Source organism: Aquamicrobium sp. NLF2-7 (genome assembly GCF_022359935.1).
In the GTDB taxonomy this organism is placed as follows: domain Bacteria; phylum Pseudomonadota; class Alphaproteobacteria; order Rhizobiales; family Rhizobiaceae; genus Mesorhizobium; species Mesorhizobium lusatiense.
Window position 1 is genome coordinate 105,311 of sequence record NZ_JAKSED010000003.1, and the last position, 17,113, is coordinate 122,423.

The following is a 17,113-nucleotide window of genomic DNA, read 5'->3' on the forward strand; positions in this document are numbered from 1 at the left end:
TCATGATAGGGACGAACGCAGGAATCGTCGAAAGCCAGTTACTGATAAGAAAGACGTCAAAATGAGTGAAAGCGTGAATCTGAGCGTCGAGGCACTGAAAGGCCGGGTGGAGACCATTTTCCGCAAGGCCGGGCTTTCGCAGGAGCACGCTTCCACGCTTGGCGCGGTGATCGTTGCGGGCGAGCGGGATGGCTGCAAGTCGCACGGTGTCTACCGCATCGAGGGCTGCCTGCGCACGGTGAAGGCCGGCAAGGTGGTGCCCGACGTCAAGCCTGTGTTGCGCGACGACGGATCGGCGGTGGTGCGCGTCGAGGCCGGTGGCGGCTATTCCTGCGCCGGCTTCGAACTGGGCGCGCCGATCCTCGCCGAACGCGCTAAGAAGCTCGGCATCGCGGCGCTCGTCATCAACGATTGCACGCATTTCTCGGCCCTGTGGCCGGAGGTGGAAAGGCTTGCCGCGCTGGGTGTGGCGGCGATCGCCATGTGCCCGAGCTATGCCACGGTCGCGCCTTCCGGTGGCAAGGAGCCGCTGCTTGGCACCAACCCGTTCGCCTTCGGCTGGCCGCGCGTCGATCCGGCCCAGCCCTATGTGTTCGACTTCGCCACCAGCGTGGCGGCGCGCGGCGAGATCGAGCTGTACCGGCGTGAAGGCCGGCAACTGCCCGAAGGATGGGCGGTCGACAGCGAGGGCAGGCCGACCACCGATCCGGAGGCTGCGCTGGCCGGCGCCATGCTGCCCTTCGGCGGCCACAAGGGCTCTGCCATCTCGACCATGATCGAATTGCTGGCCGGCACCATGATCGGCGATTTCACCAGCAGCGAGGCGCTAGATTTTCTCGGCACCACCACGCTTGCCCCGCGTCACGGCGAGCTGATCATCGCCATGAGCCCGCAGCGGTTTGCCGCCGGGCGTCCGGGCGATCCGTTCGCCCGCGCCGAGGTGTTGCTGGAGGCCATCGCCGGACAGGGCGCGCGCCTGCCTTCGCAACGCCGCTTCGCGGCGAGGAAGCGCACCTTGTCAGAGGGCATCACCCTCACCGCCGCCGAGGCCGCGCAGCTCGACCGGCTGGAAGCGCTGGGGCTCGATGCCGTAGCCTGATGCCGATAAAAAAAGCCCTCCGCCGGAGGGCTTTTTTCTGGCAGTTTCCGTGATGCCGATTCAGGCGGCGTTGCGCTCCGCAAGGCCGGACTGCTTCGACCAGCCCGCATACCAGTCATCGAACAGCTTCAGCTGCGTTTCCACGAAGCCGCGCTGGCTGGCGCTCAGCGTATCGCTCTCGTTGAAGTGGAGTTCGTATTCCGGGTTCCCCTTCAGCACCATCATGTGCTTGAAATAGAGCACCAGATCGGGGCCTTCGTCATAGGCGGAGAGCACGGCGAGCGCCTGCTCCAGCTCCTGCGCAAGCCGGCGTGCTTCGACATCGCCCTTCGCCGCCGCCTCACACAGCGACACCAGATGCAGCACCTCGCGCGGCAGCACGCAGCCGATGCCGGTGATGGCGCCGGTGGCGCCGCAATTGACGAAGCCGTGGAAAACGCAGGTGTCGACGCCCACCATCAGCGCCACCGCATCGCTGCCGCTGGTGATGTTTTCGGCGGCATAGGTCATGTCGGCGGCACCGCCGAACTCCTTGAAGCCGACGAGGTTCGGATGCTCGGCCCTGAGCGCGAAGAACAGATCGGCGCGTGTGGCGAAGCCATAGTAAGGGCTGTTGTAGATCACGGCCGGCAGGTCGGGCGCCGCCGACAGCACCGCCTTGAAGTGATTGCGCTGCGCGGCCGGCGACGGCCCGCGTGACAACAGGCGCGGAATGACCATCAGCCCTTTGGCGCCCACCTTCTGCGCGTGGGCGGCATGGGCCGCAGCACTTGCCGTGTTGACCGCGCCCGTGCCGACGATGACCGGCACGCCCGCCTTCACCAGACGCTCCACGCCCTCCATGCGCTCGGCGTCGGTCAGCAGCGGCCAGTCGCCCATCGAGCCGCAATAGACCACGGCCGACATTCCGGTGGCGATCAGGTCCCTGCCCTTGCGCACCAGCGCATCGAAATCGGGCTTGCGGTCGGGGGTGCAGGGGGTCATCAGCGCCGGCATGCAGCCGGAAAAGATCTGCGCATTCATGAGGGCTCTCCCTTGTGCCGGATTGGATGAATGCCATAATACCACTTGTATTTTATTTGTCGACAAGAAATCGTACGGCAGAAAAAGGCGCCGGCGCAAGCCGTTTCGCTGAAGGCGGGCGGATCGGGCTTGGGTGGCTACAGCGCGATGGGCCGGCGGCGGTCGCGGGCGATCATGTCCTGTATCTGGCGCACGATCTGGTCGGCATGGGCGCTGGCCAGCCGGTCGGCTTCGGCCACGTCGCGCGCCCCGATGGCCGCGATCATGTCCTCATGCTCATCCACATAGCGGCGGGGCAGATGGTCGTCGAAGGACGAATAATAGACGCGCAGAATGCGCCGTCCCTCATCCAGCAGGCGGCAGAACAGGCCGGTGTAATAGGGATTGCGCCCCGCCTCGGCGATCGCGGCATGGAATTCGCGGTTGGTGGCGATCATCGCCAGCGCATCATGCGCCTCGACGGCGCGGGTGAACTCAGCCTGCCGTGCGCGGATGATCTCCAGGTCCGCATCCGTGCGGAATTCGGCGGCCAGCCGCGTGGTCACGCGGTACATCAGCGTCAGCGCGTCGAAGAAAGTATGGAGGTTGAGGAAGTCGATGCTGGAAACCACGGTCGAGCGGTTGGGCAGCGTCGTCACCAGCCCTTCGGCGGCCAGCCGCACCAGCGCCTCGCGGATCGGCGTGCGCGACATGGAAAGCCGCTCGGCAAGCTGCACCTCGTCGATCGGGCTGCCGGGCACCAGCCTCAGGTCGAGAATGTCGTCGCGCAGGATTTCATAAACGCGCCTGACCCCCTCCCCGCGCTTGCGCTCCGCCTGTGATGTCTCCGTTTTCTCGCTCATGCCGCCACCTGTTGTCGACATGACGAATACTGGTTTCACGCCTCGCCTTCAACAGAGGACCCGGCCGCCATGGCGATCGGATATGGTATAAACTTGATTATTATAATCATATTATGTAGTAAACCGGCTGATATTGCAGTCGGATTCCCCATCACGGGCGAGAGAATGCAAGAAATGGCGATTCATGGACAACCGCATCCCTGAGCAGGGAATGACCCTCAACGATCTCGTGCGCCTCGGCGCCGAGCTTGCGCTGGGCGTCGAGCCGGTCGATGTCGGCCCCCGCATCATGGAAACGCCCATCTATACGGGAAGGCTGCTGGCGCTGGAGGTGCAGCCCGGCCTGACGCTGAGCGCCAGTGACGTGACCTATGCCAGCAACCAGAATTTTGCCGTCGAGATGGAGCCGGCGCTGGTCTGTGGCATCCTTCTCAGCGGCGGGCCGGTGACCTCCATGGTGGAAGGCTACGGCCGCTTCGTGCGCTATCCGCAGCAGGTGTCTCTTATGGGCTTCAACGCGCCGCTTCGCTATTCGACGCCGCTCCGGCAGGGCGCGCATTTCACCTCCGCCGGCTTCGTGCTGCGGCCTTCCTTCTTCGAGCGGTTTGCCGATGGCGTTGCCGACGACGGCCTGATGGCGCTGCGGGAACTGATGGAGGGCGGCTTCCGCACGGGCGTCATCTCGCATTCGCCCCTGATCACCGAAATCGCCAGACTGTGCCTCGACCATCCCTATACGGGGCAGCTCGAAAGGCTGTTTCTGGAAAGCAAGGCGCTGGCCTTCGTGATCGAGGCGGCGCAGGCGCTGAAGGATGAGCGCCGGCTTGTCGCCCTGCTCGGCCGCCGCGAATATGACCGGGTGATGCATGCGCGCGAAATCCTCGACGCCGATCTCGTCGCCACGCCCACCACCATGGAGCTGTCGCGCCGGGTCGGCATCAACGTCACCTCCCTGCAGGCCAACTTCAAGACGGTGTTCGGCAAGACCATTTTTGCCCATGTGCGCGAGCAGCGGCTGATGATGGCGAAGGTCCTGCTTCAGGAGCACCGGCTTTCGGTTTCGGAAGCGGGCCGGCGGGTCGGCTTTTCCCGGCCCTCGGCCTTCAGCGCAGCTTACAGGAAGCATTTCGGCCATCCGCCGCGCGCGGAATTTCAGCCGGCGCGCTCCATGCATGTGATCTGATCGCCACCCCATCTATTGGGTTTCGCGAATGTTTGCCTGCGTTTCGCGAAAGTTGAGTGCTGGTATCAGGAACAGGCCGGCCGGTATTCATAGCCCCTGTTCGCAAACTCCGGGGCATCTGCATGAACACCATCACGCGCACGCGTCTGATTTCCACCACCGCACTGGCTCTGCTAGGCGCCGGCTTGCCGGCGAAGACGGCTTTCGCGCAAACGGCTGATGCGCCTATTGTGCTTGCGCCGATCGTGGTCACCGGCACCAAGCGCCCGCAGGACGATGCGAAGCTTCCCGTCGCCACCACCATCCTCGACCAGAGCAACGTGCCGCCTGCGACGCTCGATCCGATCACGGAAATTGCCCGACAGTCGCCTGGCACGAACTTCCTGGATTTCGGCCGCTTCGGCGAAAGCTACATGACCATGCGCGGCCTCAGCACGCTGGGCACGGCCATGAATTCGCTCGACAGCGTCATCGGCATTTCCGTCGATGGCGTGCCGACCACGCTGTCGGGCATCGGCGCGCCCATCCTCGACATGGAGCGGGTCGAGGTGCTGAAGGGGCCGCAGGGCACCACCTTCGGCCGCAACGCCTTTGCCGGTGCGATCAACATCGTCAGCAAGCCCGCCGACGGCACCCGCGAAACCATTCTCAGCAGCGAGCTGGGCTCCGACGGCCATGCCTTCCTCGAAGGCACCACCGGCGGCTGGCTGCTGGAGAACGTGCTGGCCGGCCGCGGCACGCTGCGCTTCCAGAATTACGATGGCGACGTGCCGAACCCCATCACCGGCCAGAAGGAGGGCGGCGCGCAGCTGGGGGCCGGCAAGGCCTCGGTGCGCTACACGCCCGATGACACGCTCACCATCGACCTCAGCGGCGGCTTCTCGAAGGAGACGCGGCACAATTCCGCCTTCGTGTGGCTGGAATCCCCCAATTTCCCGGAGAGCGGCGCGGATGTGCGCCCCGACAACCGCCAGCAGGTCGCCAATGGCTCCCTCAAGGTGGCGAAGGAATTCGAGCCGTTCACGCTCACCTCGACGACCAGCTATCAGGACGTGAAGATCCACAACAAGGGCGACTTCACCGACGCCTTCATCTTCAGCCGCATCACCGGCCTGCCGCCGGCCTATTTCAACGATCACAACGCCGAGAAGGTGGATCTGAACGACCGCGAGCGGGTCTTCAATCAGGAGGTGCGCCTCAACTCGAATGAGGGCTCGACGATCCAGTGGGTGGCCGGCGCCAGCTATTTCAGGTCGGACTACACCAGCTACCGCATTCAGAACGCCGGCATGTATGCGCCGACCATGAACGGCACTTTCGACAACCGCATCGAAAGCCAGACGGTGGCGGCCTTCGCCGACGCCAGCGCGCCGCTGGGACAGGGCTTCAATCTGTCCGGCGGGCTGCGCGTGGCCCATGACCGCCAGAAGCTGGACGCGCTCTATGTTTCCAACGGCTTTCCGGGCACGCTGCCGGCCTTCCAGCAGGACAACACATTCAGCGACACATATGTGACCGGGCGCATGGCGCTGTCCTATGAGTGGAACGACCGGGCCATGAGCTATGTCTCGCTGGCGCGCGGCTATTCCTCCGGCGGGTTCGAGAAGACCACCTCCTATGCCGGTTACGGACTGGTCACCGAGGCCTTCCTGCCGGCCACGTCATGGACCTATGAGATCGGCACCAAGGCCGAGATCAACGACAGGCTGCGCGTCAGCGGCGCCATCTTCTACAACGACGTCAAGGACGGGCAGGTCGTCGGATTTGATACGAACACCTCCCTGCCCTTCATGACCAACCAGAATTTTGAAAGCTATGGCATCGAGGCCAATGTCGACGCCACGCTGGCCGATGGGCTGGAACTGACGGTCGGCGGTGCGCTGATCGGCTCGCGTCTCGTTGATGTCTCGGCGAATTCCCTCAGTCTGGGCGCGCTGCCGGGCAACGAGGTGCCGCAGGTGCCGGGGTTCTCCGCCAATGTCGGGCTCTCCTACCGCTTCCTGGCGGATGCGGTGGGGCTGCCCGGCGAGATCACGCTCAGCGGCACCTACCAGTATGTCGGCACCCGTTATGCCGACATCCAGAATGCCGCGAAGATGGACGACTATCACATCCTCAATGCGGAGATCGGCTGGGAAAAGGACAATTTCCGCATCTACGCCTTCGGCCGCAATCTGCTCGACGAGCGCCCGCTGTCCTACGCCTTCACCTATCCGGCGCTCATGCCCGGCGGAGCCAGCGGAACCACCGCCTATTTCGGTCGCGGCCGGGTGGTCGGCATCGGCTCCTCCGTGCGCTGGTGACGGCGCGCGATCCGCACACGGGGCAAGTGACATGATGTCTTTCTGCAACCCGGTCGCCCTGTTGCGGGGCGGCCGATGAGCGCGCGTTTCCAGCGGACCATGATGAAGGCCCTCGGGGCCACCGATCACATCATGACGGTGCTGTCGGTGACGGACCTGACGCCCGGCTACCGGCGCATCCGTTTTTCGGCCCCGACCATGATCGACGGCCGCGAGACCCCCACCGCCTCCTTCGTGCGGCTGTGGGCGCCGGACCCGGACGATCCGGACAAGGTGCACCAGCGCGGCTACACGCTGGTGGAGCCGGATGCTGAAAAGGGCGAGGTGAGCTTCGACTTCGTGCTGCACCAGCCGATGGGGCCGGCCTCGGCCTGGGCCGCCGCCGCGCAGCCCGGCGACACCATCGCGGCCTCCTACTACATGTTCCACAAGTTCGAGCCGCCGGAAAACCCGGAGGGCTATCTGCTGATGGGCGATCCTGCCGCCCTTCCGGCCATCAACGCCATCCTCGAAGTGCTGCCGCCGGAGGCCGACATCGTGGTCATCCTTCAGGCGCATCTGCCCGAGGATCGCGATATTCCGGTGACGCCGCATCCGGGCGCAGAGGTGATCTGGACCGGGCCCGGCACCAATGCGCTGGCCGAAGCGGTTCCGGTGCGCGACTGGTCGAACTGGTATGCCTGGGTGGCCGCCGAAAACGCCGCGATCAAGGTGCTGCGCGCCACGCTCAACCAGACCCACGGCTTTCCGCTGACCGACATCAAGCATGCCGCCTACTGGATCAGGGGCAAGGCCATGCGGCTGCGCAAGGAAAGCGGCGCGGCCGAGGCCGAGCCGGCCCCCCTCCCGCCGCCGGCCGAGGCGGTGGCTGCACGCGAAGCCGCGCCGGCAAAGCCCCGCTGGCGCTCGCAGCGCGGACAGGAGCTTCTCGATTCCCTGCGCTGGAAGCTGCGCGCCGCCGGCCTGTTGCAGGCCATCATCTCGCTGATGCAGCTTGCGCCGCTGGTGCTGCTGGCCGAGCTTGGCCGCCGCCTCCTTGGCGGAGAGAAAAGCTGGGATGCGCTTTCGCCGCTGATCATCTGGGCGGTCGTCCTCTATGGCGCGGCGGCGACGCTTTCGGCGGTGCTGATGCTGTGGCTTCACATGGTCGATGCCGGCTTCGGCCATACGCTCAGGCAATCCATCATCGCCAAGCTGGCGCGGCTGCCGCTCGGCTGGTTCACCGACCGCAACGCCGCAAGCGTGCAGCAGGCCGTGCAGGAGGATGCCGGCCGGCTGCATTACATGGTCACTCATGCCGTGCCCGACATCGTCGCCGGCATCGTCACGCCGGTGGCGGCCATCGCCTATCTGTTCACGGTCGATGCGGCGCTGGCCGGGCTGCTGTTCGTGCCGCTGCTCGCCTTCGTCTTCCTGTTCGCCAACATGATGCGCGGCGTGGCCGACAAGCTGGTGCAATACGCGAACTGGACCAAGCGCGCCAATGCCGCCGCCGGCGCCTTCATCGACGCGCTGCCGGTGGTGCGCGTTTTCGGCGGCGACGGGCGCTCCGTGCGCTCGGTGCTTGAGGGACAGGCCAGTTTCATCAATGGCTGGCAGCGGCCGATGGCGGGGCGCAAGGTGGCGGCCCAGCTTTCCATCCAGCCGCCGTCCTTCCTGCTGCTGATCGTGGCTGTCGGCAGCTGGCGCATCATCTCCGGGCGCATGGAGGCGGCAGACCTCCTGCCGTTCCTGTTCCTCGGCACCGCCTTCGGCGCGCAGATCACTTCCGTCCTCTACGGCTTCGTGCCCATGCGCGAGGCAAGGCAGGCCGCGCGGCGCATCGGCGACCTGCTGGAGGAAACCGAGCTAGACCGCAGACGTTCCACCGGCGCCATTCCGCCAGGACCGCTCGGGCTGCGCTTCGAGGAGGTCAGCTTCGGCTACCGGCCGCGCAAGCCTGTGCTGAAATCCATCGATCTCGTTCTGGCGCCCGGCACGCTGACCGCGCTCGTCGGCCCGAGCGGCGCCGGGAAGTCGACGCTGGCCGGCCTGCCGGGGCGCTTCCACGATGTGACCGAAGGCAGCATCCGGCTGGCTACACGCGATGGAGAGATCGACATCCGCGACGTGACGCCGGAGGCGCTGCAACGCAGCGTCGGCTTCGTCTTTCAGGATGTGCGGCTGGTCAGGGGGTCGCTGAAGGACAACATCGCCCTTGCCCGCCCCGGTGCCTCCATGGCCGAGATCGAGGATGCGGCGCGTGCGGCACAGATCCACGAGCGGATCGTGGCCGCCCCGCGCGGCTATGACAGCATCGTCGGGGATGAGGTGCGCCTGTCCGGCGGCGAGGCGCAGCGCCTGTCGATCGCGCGCGCCCTGCTTGCCGATCCACCCATCCTCGTGCTCGACGAGGCGACGGCCTTCGCCGATCCCGAGTCCGAGCATCTGGTGCAGAAGGCGCTCGGCGCGCTCATCGGGCGGCGCACCGTTCTGGTGGTGGCGCATCGCCTGCACACCATCGTCCATGCCGACTGCATCGCCGTGATGCAGGACGGGCGCATCGTCCAGCGCGGCCGCCATGAAGAGCTGCTCACCCGCCCCGGCCTCTATCGCGACCTGTGGCAGGCCGGCGAAAAGCGGCCGCCCGAAACGAAGGCACCTGAGCCTGAAACGATGGCAGCAGAAGGCAAGGCATCATGATCGTCGCCTCCCTGTTTCCACCGCAGGCACGTGCCCGCCTTCCGCTGTTCACGCTTTTCGGCCTCACGGCGGCGGCACTCAGGGCGCTGTCGGCGCTGCTGCTCGTGCCGCTGCTGGGCGCCCTGTTTTCGCCCGAACCGCGCGCGGCCTTGCCGTGGCTCGCCGCGCTGGCCGCCTGCGTGGTGGCCGGCTGGATGCTGGAACGGCGCATGGTGGTGCGCGCCTTCGATCTCGGCCTTGCCATGATGATGTCGATGAACACGCGCCTCGTCGACCATCTGCTTGCCGTGCCGATCGGCTGGTTCGGCACCGGGGAGCAGGAAAAGGCAAAGCGGGCGCTGGCGGGTGCGGTTCCGGAGCTGTTCGCCAGCACCGTCAATTTGGGCACGCAGGCGCTGATCTCGATCGCGCTGCCGCCGGCCATCGCGCTCGGCCTGCTGTTCGTGGCGTGGCCGCTGGGTGTCGCGGCGCTCATTGCCGTGCCGCTCCTGTTTGGCGCGCTGCTCGCGGGAGGCGGCTTCATCCGCCGCGCGGAAGCCGACTTCTCCGCCGCTTCCGGCGAAGCCGCGGCCCGCACGGACGAGTTTGCCCGCAACCAGCTCGTGCTGCGCGCGGCCGGGCGCACCGGCACCGCCGGCACGCCTCTGGGCGAAGCCATCGAGGCCCAGAAGGCGAAGAGCCTGCGCCTGATCTGGTTCACCGTGCCCGGCACGCTGCTGTTTTCGCTGGCCATGCAGGCCACGCTGGTGGCGATGATCGCCATTCTGGCGCTGATGTATGCGCAAGGGGCCATGGATGCCGCCCGCACCGTGGCGCTGATCGTGGTGGTACTGCGCTTTCTGGAGCCGCTGAACACGCTGTCGGATCTGTTCGTGGCGCTGGAATCGACCCATGCGGCGGCGCAGCGCACGCTGGCCGTGCTCGACGTTCCGGCCCTGCCGTCGCCGGCGCGCGATGCGGTGCCGCAGGCGCCGGCAATCGCGTTCCGCAACGTGCATTTCCACGCCAACGGCAACCACATTCTCAACGGCATCACCTTCGACGTGCCGGAAGGCAGCACCACGGCGCTGGTCGGGCCGTCGGGATCCGGCAAGAGCACCATCCTGTCGATGATCGCGCGCATGCATGACGTGAGCGAGGGCGAAGTGCGGGTCGGCGGGCACGATGTGCGCGCCTATGCGCCGGCGACCCTGATGGACCAGCTGTCCATCGTGTTCCAGAACGTCCAGCTGTTCGAGGGCGGTATTGCCGAGAACATCCGCCTTGCGCGCCCGGCTGCCACCGAGGCCGAGTTCATGGAAGCCGCGAAAGCCGCCTGCGTCGACGAGATCGTCGAGCGGCTGGGCAGCTGGGATGCGCCTGTCGGCGAAGGTGGCGGCAATCTGTCGGGCGGCGAGCGCCAGCGCGTCAGCATCGCCCGCGCGCTTCTGAAGAATGCGCCGATCCTGCTTCTGGACGAAGCCACCAGCGGTCTCGACACCATGAACGAGGTGGCGGTGGCCGCAGCGCTCAGCCGTTTCGGCCATCGCACCGTGCTGGTCGTCGCGCACCGGCTGGAAACCATCGCCCGCGCCGATCATGTGGTCTTCGTCGAAGGCGGACGCATCGTAGAGGCGGGCGAACGGGAGGCGCTGATCGCCGCCGGCGGCCGCTTCGCCGCCTACTGGAGCCATCGCCGCAGCGCCCGCGACTGGACCCTCGATCATCAGGATACACCCCGATCCTGATGGTCAGCTGTGCCGCAGCCCCGCTTCCGGGGCTGCGGCATTTCGGTGCGGTCAGCGCACCACCAGAACAGGCAGCGTGGTGTGCGCCAGCACCTCGGAGGTCTGGCTGCCCAGAATGAGCCGCGCGGCTCCGCGCCGGCCATGCGAGGACATGACGATCAGGTCGCAGTTTTTCAGTTTCGCCGTGCGCACGATGGCCTCGGCCGGATGGTCGTCGATCTCGTGCAGCAGATCCACCACGACGCCATGTTCGGCGGCGCGCTCCTCGATCGAGCGGAAGCGGTTCTTCATCTCCTCGTCGATCTGCTGGTCGTAGCGGCCGATCGGATCGGCGATGCCGCCGATGGCGGCGGCGCGTGCGGCTGCGGTGTCCAGAGGCTGCGACACGCTCAGCACCGTCACTTTCGCTCCCAGCGGGCCGGCAAGGGCAAGGCCCTGCTCGATGCCCCTCGCAGCCAGTTCGGACCCATCGGTCGCAATAAGGATATGCCTGTACATCTTCACCCTCGCTTTTGTTGCGTGATCTGCGGCCTTCATATGATCAGGGTTTCTCGACCCGCGCTACCTGATAAGTCTGCATGGTTCCGTCCTGCATGATCGAGACATATTCCCCGGTGACGAAGCTTTCCTCGCCGAGGCGGAAGCCGATCTCGTTGTCGGCGTCGCCTTCCTCATAGTCGAAATACCATTGCCCGCCCGGCTTGCGCCGCAGGCGGCCGATGCGCTCGTCGCCATCATCGGAAAAGCGCCGGACACGGCAGAAGGCCTGATGGGTCTTCCATGTGGCGGCGTCGAGGCGTCCGGCCTCGTCCAGCGGCACGAGAAGATCGTAGCCCTCTTCGCGGTCGCCCTGCGGGTGGCCTGCGGTCCGCGCGAGAAGAAGTCTCACGTGGCGGAAGTTCGGTGTCAGGTCCTTCAGTGCCGTCATGCTCTGGTCTCCTTTTCTTCCACAATGCCGGGGCTTGAGCACCTTGCCTTGATACGGATCAAGAAAACAGAGAACGACTATTGTCGCGGATGACAATAACGTCTTTGCGCCACAGTTACTGTTACAGGATATGTGCTATAGGCGAATCGCCGGAGCGGCCTTTCCATGCTGCGGCTGAATCAGGTCCCGTCAAATCAGGCCGGCTCCGCCCGCCATAAAGAACGAATCCCGATATCGTGACGACCATCCTCTCCTACCAACGCTACACCGTGTTCGTGAGCGTCGCGCTCATCACATTCGCATCGCTTGCCGGGGCCGCGCTCTACAGCAAGTGGCTGCTGATGCCCGCCGTCATCGCCGGCGCGCTGTTCCTGCTCGGCGTGCACGATGTGCGCCAGCGCCGCCATTCCATCCTGCGCAACTATCCGGTGGTCGGGCATCTGCGCTTCCTGCTGGAAAGCTTCCGGCCGGAAATCCGCCAGTACATCATCGAGGGCGACCATGACGAGGTGCCGTTCAGCCGGCAGGATCGCGGGCTCGTCTACCAACGCGCCAAGGGCGTCGAGGACAAGCGCCCCTTCGGCACCATCGAGAACGTCTATGGGTCCGGTTATGCGTGGCTGACCCACTCGGCCACGCCCGTCACCATCGCCGATACGGATTTCCGCGTCCGCATCGGTGGCTCGGCCTGCCGGCAGCCCTACAGCGCCAGCCTTTACAACATCTCGGCCATGAGCTTCGGCTCGCTGTCGGCCAATGCCATCCTCGCCCTCAACACCGGGGCCCGCAAGGGCGGCTTCGCCCACGACACCGGCGAAGGCAGCATCAGCCGCTATCACCGTCAGGGCGGCGGCGACCTCATCTGCCAGATCGCTTCCGGCTATTTCGGCTGCCGCAACGACGACGGCAGCTTCTCGCCCGAGAAATTCAGGGTGCTGGCCGCCGATCCGCAGATCAAAATGATCGAGATCAAGCTGAGCCAGGGCGCCAAGCCCGGCCATGGCGGCATGCTGCCGGCCTCCAAGATCTCGCCGGAAATCGCCGAGGCGCGCGGCATCCCCATGGGCGTGGACTGCGTTTCCCCGGCCGCCCACAGCACCTTCTCCACGCCCGTCGGCCTGATGAAGTTCATCGATCAGCTGCGCACCCTTTCCGACGGCAAGCCGGTCGGCTTCAAGCTGTGCATCGGCCACCGGCGCGAATTCATGAGCATGGTCAAGGCCATGCTGGAAACCGGCATCATGCCCGACTTCATCGTCGTCGACGGCGCGGAAGGCGGCACGGGCGCTGCCCCGGTGGAATTCGCCAACCGCGTCGGCATGCCGATGCTGGAGGCGCTGACCTTCGTGCACAATACGCTGAGGGGCGCCGGCATCCGCGACGAGATCAGGATCGGAGCCGCCGGCAAGATCATCACCGCCTTCGACATCGCGCGCACGCTGGCGCTGGGGGCCGACTGGTGCAACGCGGCGCGCGGCTTCATGTTCGCCATCGGCTGCATTCAGGCGCAGGCCTGCCACACCAATTGCTGCCCGGTCGGCATCGCCACCCAGGACAAGGGACGCCAGCGGGCCATCGACGTGGGCGACAAGAGCGAGCGCGTGGCCCGCTTCCACCGCAACACCATGAAGGCGCTGGGCGAGATCGCCGGTGCCGCCGGCCTCACCAATCCGAGCGACTTCATGCCCTACCACTTCATGTTCCGGCAAAAGGACAACGAGTTCCTCGACGGCAACGAGGCCTACCCCTATCTGCCGGAAGGTTTTCTGGTGGCGGGCAAGGAAATTCCCGAGCTTTCCGAATGGTACAGCCGCTGGGACCGCGCCAACGCGCAATCCTTCGCGCCGCCGGAAATCCCGCACGGACCGTTCCAGAGGCGCAAGGCCGCCTGATACGCCTTCCCGCGGTTTGCGCTGCGATGCGGCGGGCCTGAAAGGGCGTGCAAAATAACAAGACCTCGCCGGCCGGCGAGGTCTTTTCTGTCTGGTGCCCGGTTGTTTTCAGGAATCCCGGCTGCCGGCGGCGGAAACCTGCTTCGCCGAAAGGAACATCAGCGTCGAGGCAACCGTGCGGCGGTCCCAGCCGGCCTGTTCGGCCTTGTCGAGAAGGTCTTCCAGCAGGGGCAGGAATACCTTCCGGCATTCCGTTTCATGCGCCAGAAACGCACCGGCCGGCTGCGTTGGCGGTGGAACGTGGTCTGAAAGCTGCATTGTCGTCACATCGTCCTGCGACCCGTCGGTGACGGCCCGCTCCCCTTTTTGTAGGAAGCGGGCCTTTCACGACCGGATCAGAAGTCTATGCCTCCGGCGGGCATTGCCGGGGCGGCTTCCTTCTTCGGCTTCTCGGCGATCATGGCCTCGGTGGTGACCAGCAGGCCGGCGACCGAAGCCGCATCCTGAAGCGCCGTGCGCACCACCTTGGCCGGGTCGATCACGCCCTGCGCGAACAGGTCGCCATAGTCGCCGGTCTGGGCGTTCCAGCCGTACGAGAACTCCGGCTTCTCGCGCAGCTTGCCGACGATGATGGACCCTTCCGCACCGGCATTCTCTGCGATCTGGCGCACCGGCGCCTCGATGGCCCGGCGCACGATCTCCACCCCGTGCTTCTGGTCCTCGTTGTCGGTCTTCACGCCGTCCAGCGCCTTTGCGGCGCGCAGCAGGGCAACGCCGCCGCCGGGCAGAATGCCCTCCTCGACGGCCGCGCGCGTGGCGTGTAGCGCATCGTCGACGCGGTCCTTCTTTTCCTTCACCTCCACTTCGGTGGAGCCGCCGACGCGGATGACGGCAACGCCGCCGGCGAGCTTCGCCAGCCGCTCCTGAAGCTTCTCGCGGTCGTAGTCGGAGGTCGTTTCCTCAATCTGGGCCCTGATCTGCTTCACCCGGCCTTCGATCTCCTCCTTCCTGCCGGAACCGTCGACGATGGTGGTGTTCTCCTTTTCGATGACGATCTTCTTCGCGCGGCCGAGCATCTCCAGCGTGACGTTCTCCAGCCTGATGCCGAGATCCTCGCTGATCGCGGTGCCGCCGGTGAGGATGGCGATGTCTTCCAGCATGGCCTTGCGGCGATCGCCGAAGCCCGGAGCCTTGACGGCAGCAATCTTCAGGCCGCCGCGCAGCTTGTTGACCACCAGCGTGGCCAGCGCCTCGCCCTCCACATCCTCGGCGATGATGAGCAGCGGCTTGCCCGACTTGACCACCGCTTCGAGCACGGGCAGCAGGGCCTGAAGGTTGGACAGCTTCTTCTCATGGATGAGCACATAGGGCTCTTCCAGCTCCACCCGCATCTTCTCCTGATTGGTGATGAAGTAGGGCGAGAGATATCCGCGGTCGAACTGCATGCCTTCCACGACTTCCAGCCCGGTCTCGGCGGTCTTTGCTTCCTCGACGGTGATGACGCCCTCATTGCCGACCTTCTGCATGGCCTCGGCCAGGAAGCGGCCGATTTCGGTGTCGCCATTGGCCGAGATGGTGCCGACCTGCGCGATCTCGTCGTTTTTCGTGATCTTGCGGGCATTGGCCTTCAGTTCGGCCACCACCGCATCCACGGCCTTGTCTATGCCGCGCTTCAGGTCCATCGGGTTCATGCCGGAGGCGACGGCCTTCGCGCCTTCCCTGACGATGGCCTGCGCCAGAACGGTGGCGGTGGTGGTGCCGTCGCCGGCCAGATCGTTGGTTCTGGAGGCAACCTCGCGCACCATCTGCGCGCCCATGTTCTCGAACTTGTCCTCAAGCTCGATCTCTTTGGCGACGGAAACGCCGTCCTTGGTGATGCGCGGCGCGCCGAACGACTTGTCGATGACGACGTTGCGGCCCTTCGGCCCGAGCGTCACCTTCACCGCATTGGCGAGAATATCGACGCCGCGCAGCATCTTCTCGCGGGCTTCGGTGTTGAACTTGACTTCCTTGGCAGCCATTGGATCACTCCTTCAATAGGCAGCTTTCGTTGACTGGTTGCTGGGACTGGTTGATGGTCGAAGAATCCGTCAGGCGGCCTTCTTCAGCGTGGTGGGCTGCTCGATCACGCCCATCACGTCGCTTTCCTTCATGATGAGCAGGTCTTCGCCGTCGAGCCTGATCTCGGTGCCGGACCACTTGCCGAACAGAATGCGGTCGCCGACCTTCACGTCGAGCTCGACCAGCTTGCCGCTTTCGTCGCGGGCACCGGGGCCGACGGCGATGACTTCGCCTTCCTGCGGCTTTTCTTTCGCGGTGTCGGGGATGATGATGCCGCCGGCCGTCTTTTCGTCGGCCTCGATGCGGCGCACCAGAATGCGGTCATGCAGGGGACGGAACGTCATGTCTTTGTTCTCCTCTCACGGACAAACGAACTGCACCGTTCCGCCCGGATCGTGCGGAGCGGAACGGCACGCGCGACCCTTTCCGGCGTCGCGCGGCTATCGATCTGGTTTCGCGGATTTCGGGTTTCAAGAGGTGTCGGCAAAAATTTTGGCACTCGCAGCACATGATTGCTAGTGCCATGAAATCACAATGTTTTTTACACCGGCAAAGCTTTTCGATCTTGAATTTGAACGATGATCGGCCACACTGTGAAGGTGTGGGTGGAATGGTGCCGGCGGCAGCGCGCAAGGGAGGTTACGAAACAGGCCCGCCTTCATCCCGGCGTCACCCGCATCCGACCGTCGCCTTGCGACCGGGGCAGGCGCGGTCCGGACAGGACCAGCCCCCGGACACGTTCACAAGACGTGCACACACGACATGCGCAAGGATGTACCAATGGCAACCACGGCACGCAGCGATTTCCAGCTTCAGATGATGGGCTACGGCCTGACCACGGCCGAAATCCATTACCATCTGCCCGATCACCCTTCCCTGCTCCAGCTCTATATCTGGCAGGAATATGATCTGTCTCCGCATTTCCCCGAGCTGAAGAGCTTCCTCGATTACTGGGCGCGGGAGCTGGATGGCCCGCTGCATTCGGTGCGGGTTGCCCATCACCACCTGATCACGCCCGCCGAGTGGCGCGCGGTGGACAGGGAGATCTCCATTCACTGAGGGCAGACCCCGAGCGGGATCACCGAGGGCTTTCCCCTGACGCGGCGCGAACCGGCCGCGACCGGCAAGCCGGATCGCCGATATGAGCAGCCCATAGCGTCTACATTTGCCTGCTGGCCGGTCCAGCGGGCAATATGCTTAGGTCCACGCCATCTCCTTCCCGTTGACGCCGCATATGTAAGAGATAATTCTAATCATGCGGCGATCCGCAGGATTTCATCCCTGTATGAGGGTCCGGGCTTGCAGGAGAATGCCGCCAATTCCGGACGCTGCCGGACTTCGTGATCCATCGGGCATCGTGCTACCGGGCATCG

General features: G+C 65.3%; 14 protein-coding genes. 7 read left to right on the forward strand and 7 right to left on the reverse strand.

Annotated features, from left to right (window positions below):
- The first annotated feature begins 61 nt into the window (after positions 1–61).
- Positions 62–1,099 (forward strand): Ldh family oxidoreductase, encoded by a 1,038-nt coding sequence (locus tag MIC97_RS19065; RefSeq protein WP_239801564.1) that lies wholly within the window; start codon positions 62–64, stop codon positions 1,097–1,099.
- A 60-nt stretch (positions 1,100–1,159) separates the two neighbouring features.
- Here the strand turns inward: MIC97_RS19065 and MIC97_RS19070 are convergent, their stop codons facing one another.
- Positions 1,160–2,122, reverse strand: a complete 963-nt coding sequence (locus tag MIC97_RS19070) for a dihydrodipicolinate synthase family protein (protein ID WP_239801565.1) — start codon at positions 2,120–2,122, stop codon at positions 1,160–1,162.
- 137 nt (positions 2,123–2,259) lie between these two features.
- A complete protein-coding gene (locus MIC97_RS19075; protein ID WP_239801566.1) occupies positions 2,260–2,964 on the reverse strand; it encodes a GntR family transcriptional regulator in 705 nt (234 codons plus the stop codon).
- Positions 2,965–3,148: 184 nt separating this feature from the next.
- Between MIC97_RS19075 and MIC97_RS19080 the strand changes: the two genes are divergently transcribed.
- From MIC97_RS19080 to MIC97_RS19095, 4 genes are all read left to right on the forward strand, one after another.
- Positions 3,149–4,147 carry an AraC family transcriptional regulator gene (locus tag MIC97_RS19080; protein WP_239801567.1) on the forward strand — a complete coding sequence of 333 codons (999 nt, stop codon included), beginning with the start codon at positions 3,149–3,151 and terminating at the stop codon, positions 4,145–4,147.
- Positions 4,148–4,269: 122 nt separating this feature from the next.
- Positions 4,270–6,450: a TonB-dependent receptor gene (locus MIC97_RS19085; RefSeq protein ID WP_239801568.1), complete on the forward strand. Its 2,181-nt coding sequence runs from the start codon at positions 4,270–4,272 to the stop codon at positions 6,448–6,450.
- Positions 6,451–6,525: 75 nt separating this feature from the next.
- Positions 6,526–9,132 carry an ATP-binding cassette domain-containing protein gene (locus tag MIC97_RS19090; protein ID WP_239801569.1) on the forward strand — a complete coding sequence of 869 codons (2,607 nt, stop codon included), beginning with the start codon at positions 6,526–6,528 and terminating at the stop codon, positions 9,130–9,132.
- Positions 9,129–10,859 carry an ABC transporter ATP-binding protein gene (locus tag MIC97_RS19095; protein ID WP_239801570.1) on the forward strand — a complete coding sequence of 577 codons (1,731 nt, stop codon included), beginning with the start codon at positions 9,129–9,131 and terminating at the stop codon, positions 10,857–10,859. Before MIC97_RS19090 ends, MIC97_RS19095 begins: the two co-directional genes overlap by 4 nt.
- A 51-nt stretch (positions 10,860–10,910) precedes the next feature.
- Here MIC97_RS19095 and MIC97_RS19100 read toward each other — a convergent pair whose 3' ends face one another.
- Positions 10,911–11,357 (reverse strand): universal stress protein, encoded by a 447-nt coding sequence (locus tag MIC97_RS19100; protein ID WP_239801571.1) that lies wholly within the window; start codon positions 11,355–11,357, stop codon positions 10,911–10,913.
- A gap of 43 nt (positions 11,358–11,400) precedes the next feature.
- On the reverse strand, positions 11,401–11,787 hold the full coding sequence (locus MIC97_RS19105; protein WP_239801572.1) for a hypothetical protein: 387 nt from the start codon (positions 11,785–11,787) through the stop codon (positions 11,401–11,403).
- A gap of 236 nt (positions 11,788–12,023) precedes the next feature.
- On the opposite strand from MIC97_RS19105, the gene MIC97_RS19110 reads away from it, so the two are divergent.
- A complete protein-coding gene (locus tag MIC97_RS19110) occupies positions 12,024–13,679 on the forward strand; it encodes an FMN-binding glutamate synthase family protein (protein ID WP_239801573.1) in 1,656 nt (551 codons plus the stop codon).
- A gap of 108 nt (positions 13,680–13,787) precedes the next feature.
- On the opposite strand, the gene MIC97_RS19115 is transcribed toward MIC97_RS19110, so the two are convergent.
- The 3 genes from MIC97_RS19115 to groES all read right to left on the reverse strand — a co-directional run bounded on the left by MIC97_RS19115 (position 13,788) and on the right by groES (position 16,084).
- On the reverse strand, positions 13,788–13,997 hold the full coding sequence (locus MIC97_RS19115; RefSeq protein WP_239801574.1) for a hypothetical protein: 210 nt from the start codon (positions 13,995–13,997) through the stop codon (positions 13,788–13,790).
- A 77-nt stretch (positions 13,998–14,074) separates the two neighbouring features.
- On the reverse strand, positions 14,075–15,700 hold the full coding sequence (groL, locus tag MIC97_RS19120; protein WP_239801575.1) for a chaperonin GroEL: 1,626 nt from the start codon (positions 15,698–15,700) through the stop codon (positions 14,075–14,077).
- A gap of 69 nt (positions 15,701–15,769) precedes the next feature.
- Positions 15,770–16,084 (reverse strand): co-chaperone GroES, encoded by a 315-nt coding sequence (gene groES / locus MIC97_RS19125; protein ID WP_239801576.1) that lies wholly within the window; start codon positions 16,082–16,084, stop codon positions 15,770–15,772.
- Positions 16,085–16,520: 436 nt separating this feature from the next.
- Between groES and MIC97_RS19130 the strand changes: the two genes are divergently transcribed.
- A complete protein-coding gene (locus MIC97_RS19130; RefSeq protein WP_239801577.1) occupies positions 16,521–16,799 on the forward strand; it encodes an usg protein in 279 nt (92 codons plus the stop codon).
- The last annotated feature ends 314 nt before the right edge of the window (positions 16,800–17,113 follow it).

Bases quoted from the DNA above. Each gene is read 5' to 3' on its own strand.
- MIC97_RS19065 (WP_239801564.1), top strand. From the start codon at position 62: ATGAGTGAAAGCGTGAATCTGAGCGTCGAGGCACTGAAAGGCCGGGTG.
- MIC97_RS19070 (WP_239801565.1), bottom strand. From the start codon at position 2,122: ATGAATGCGCAGATCTTTTCCGGCTGCATGCCGGCGCTGATGACCCCC.
- MIC97_RS19075 (WP_239801566.1), bottom strand. From the start codon at position 2,964: ATGAGCGAGAAAACGGAGACATCACAGGCGGAGCGCAAGCGCGGGGAG.
- MIC97_RS19080 (WP_239801567.1), top strand. From the start codon at position 3,149: ATGGACAACCGCATCCCTGAGCAGGGAATGACCCTCAACGATCTCGTG.
- MIC97_RS19085 (WP_239801568.1), top strand. From the start codon at position 4,270: ATGAACACCATCACGCGCACGCGTCTGATTTCCACCACCGCACTGGCT.
- MIC97_RS19090 (WP_239801569.1), top strand. From the start codon at position 6,526: ATGAGCGCGCGTTTCCAGCGGACCATGATGAAGGCCCTCGGGGCCACC.
- MIC97_RS19095 (WP_239801570.1), top strand. From the start codon at position 9,129: ATGATCGTCGCCTCCCTGTTTCCACCGCAGGCACGTGCCCGCCTTCCG.
- MIC97_RS19100 (WP_239801571.1), bottom strand. From the start codon at position 11,357: ATGTACAGGCATATCCTTATTGCGACCGATGGGTCCGAACTGGCTGCG.
- MIC97_RS19105 (WP_239801572.1), bottom strand. From the start codon at position 11,787: ATGACGGCACTGAAGGACCTGACACCGAACTTCCGCCACGTGAGACTT.
- MIC97_RS19115 (WP_239801574.1), bottom strand. From the start codon at position 13,997: ATGCAGCTTTCAGACCACGTTCCACCGCCAACGCAGCCGGCCGGTGCG.
- groL (WP_239801575.1), bottom strand. From the start codon at position 15,700: ATGGCTGCCAAGGAAGTCAAGTTCAACACCGAAGCCCGCGAGAAGATG.
- groES (WP_239801576.1), bottom strand. From the start codon at position 16,084: ATGACGTTCCGTCCCCTGCATGACCGCATTCTGGTGCGCCGCATCGAG.
- MIC97_RS19130 (WP_239801577.1), top strand. From the start codon at position 16,521: ATGGCAACCACGGCACGCAGCGATTTCCAGCTTCAGATGATGGGCTAC.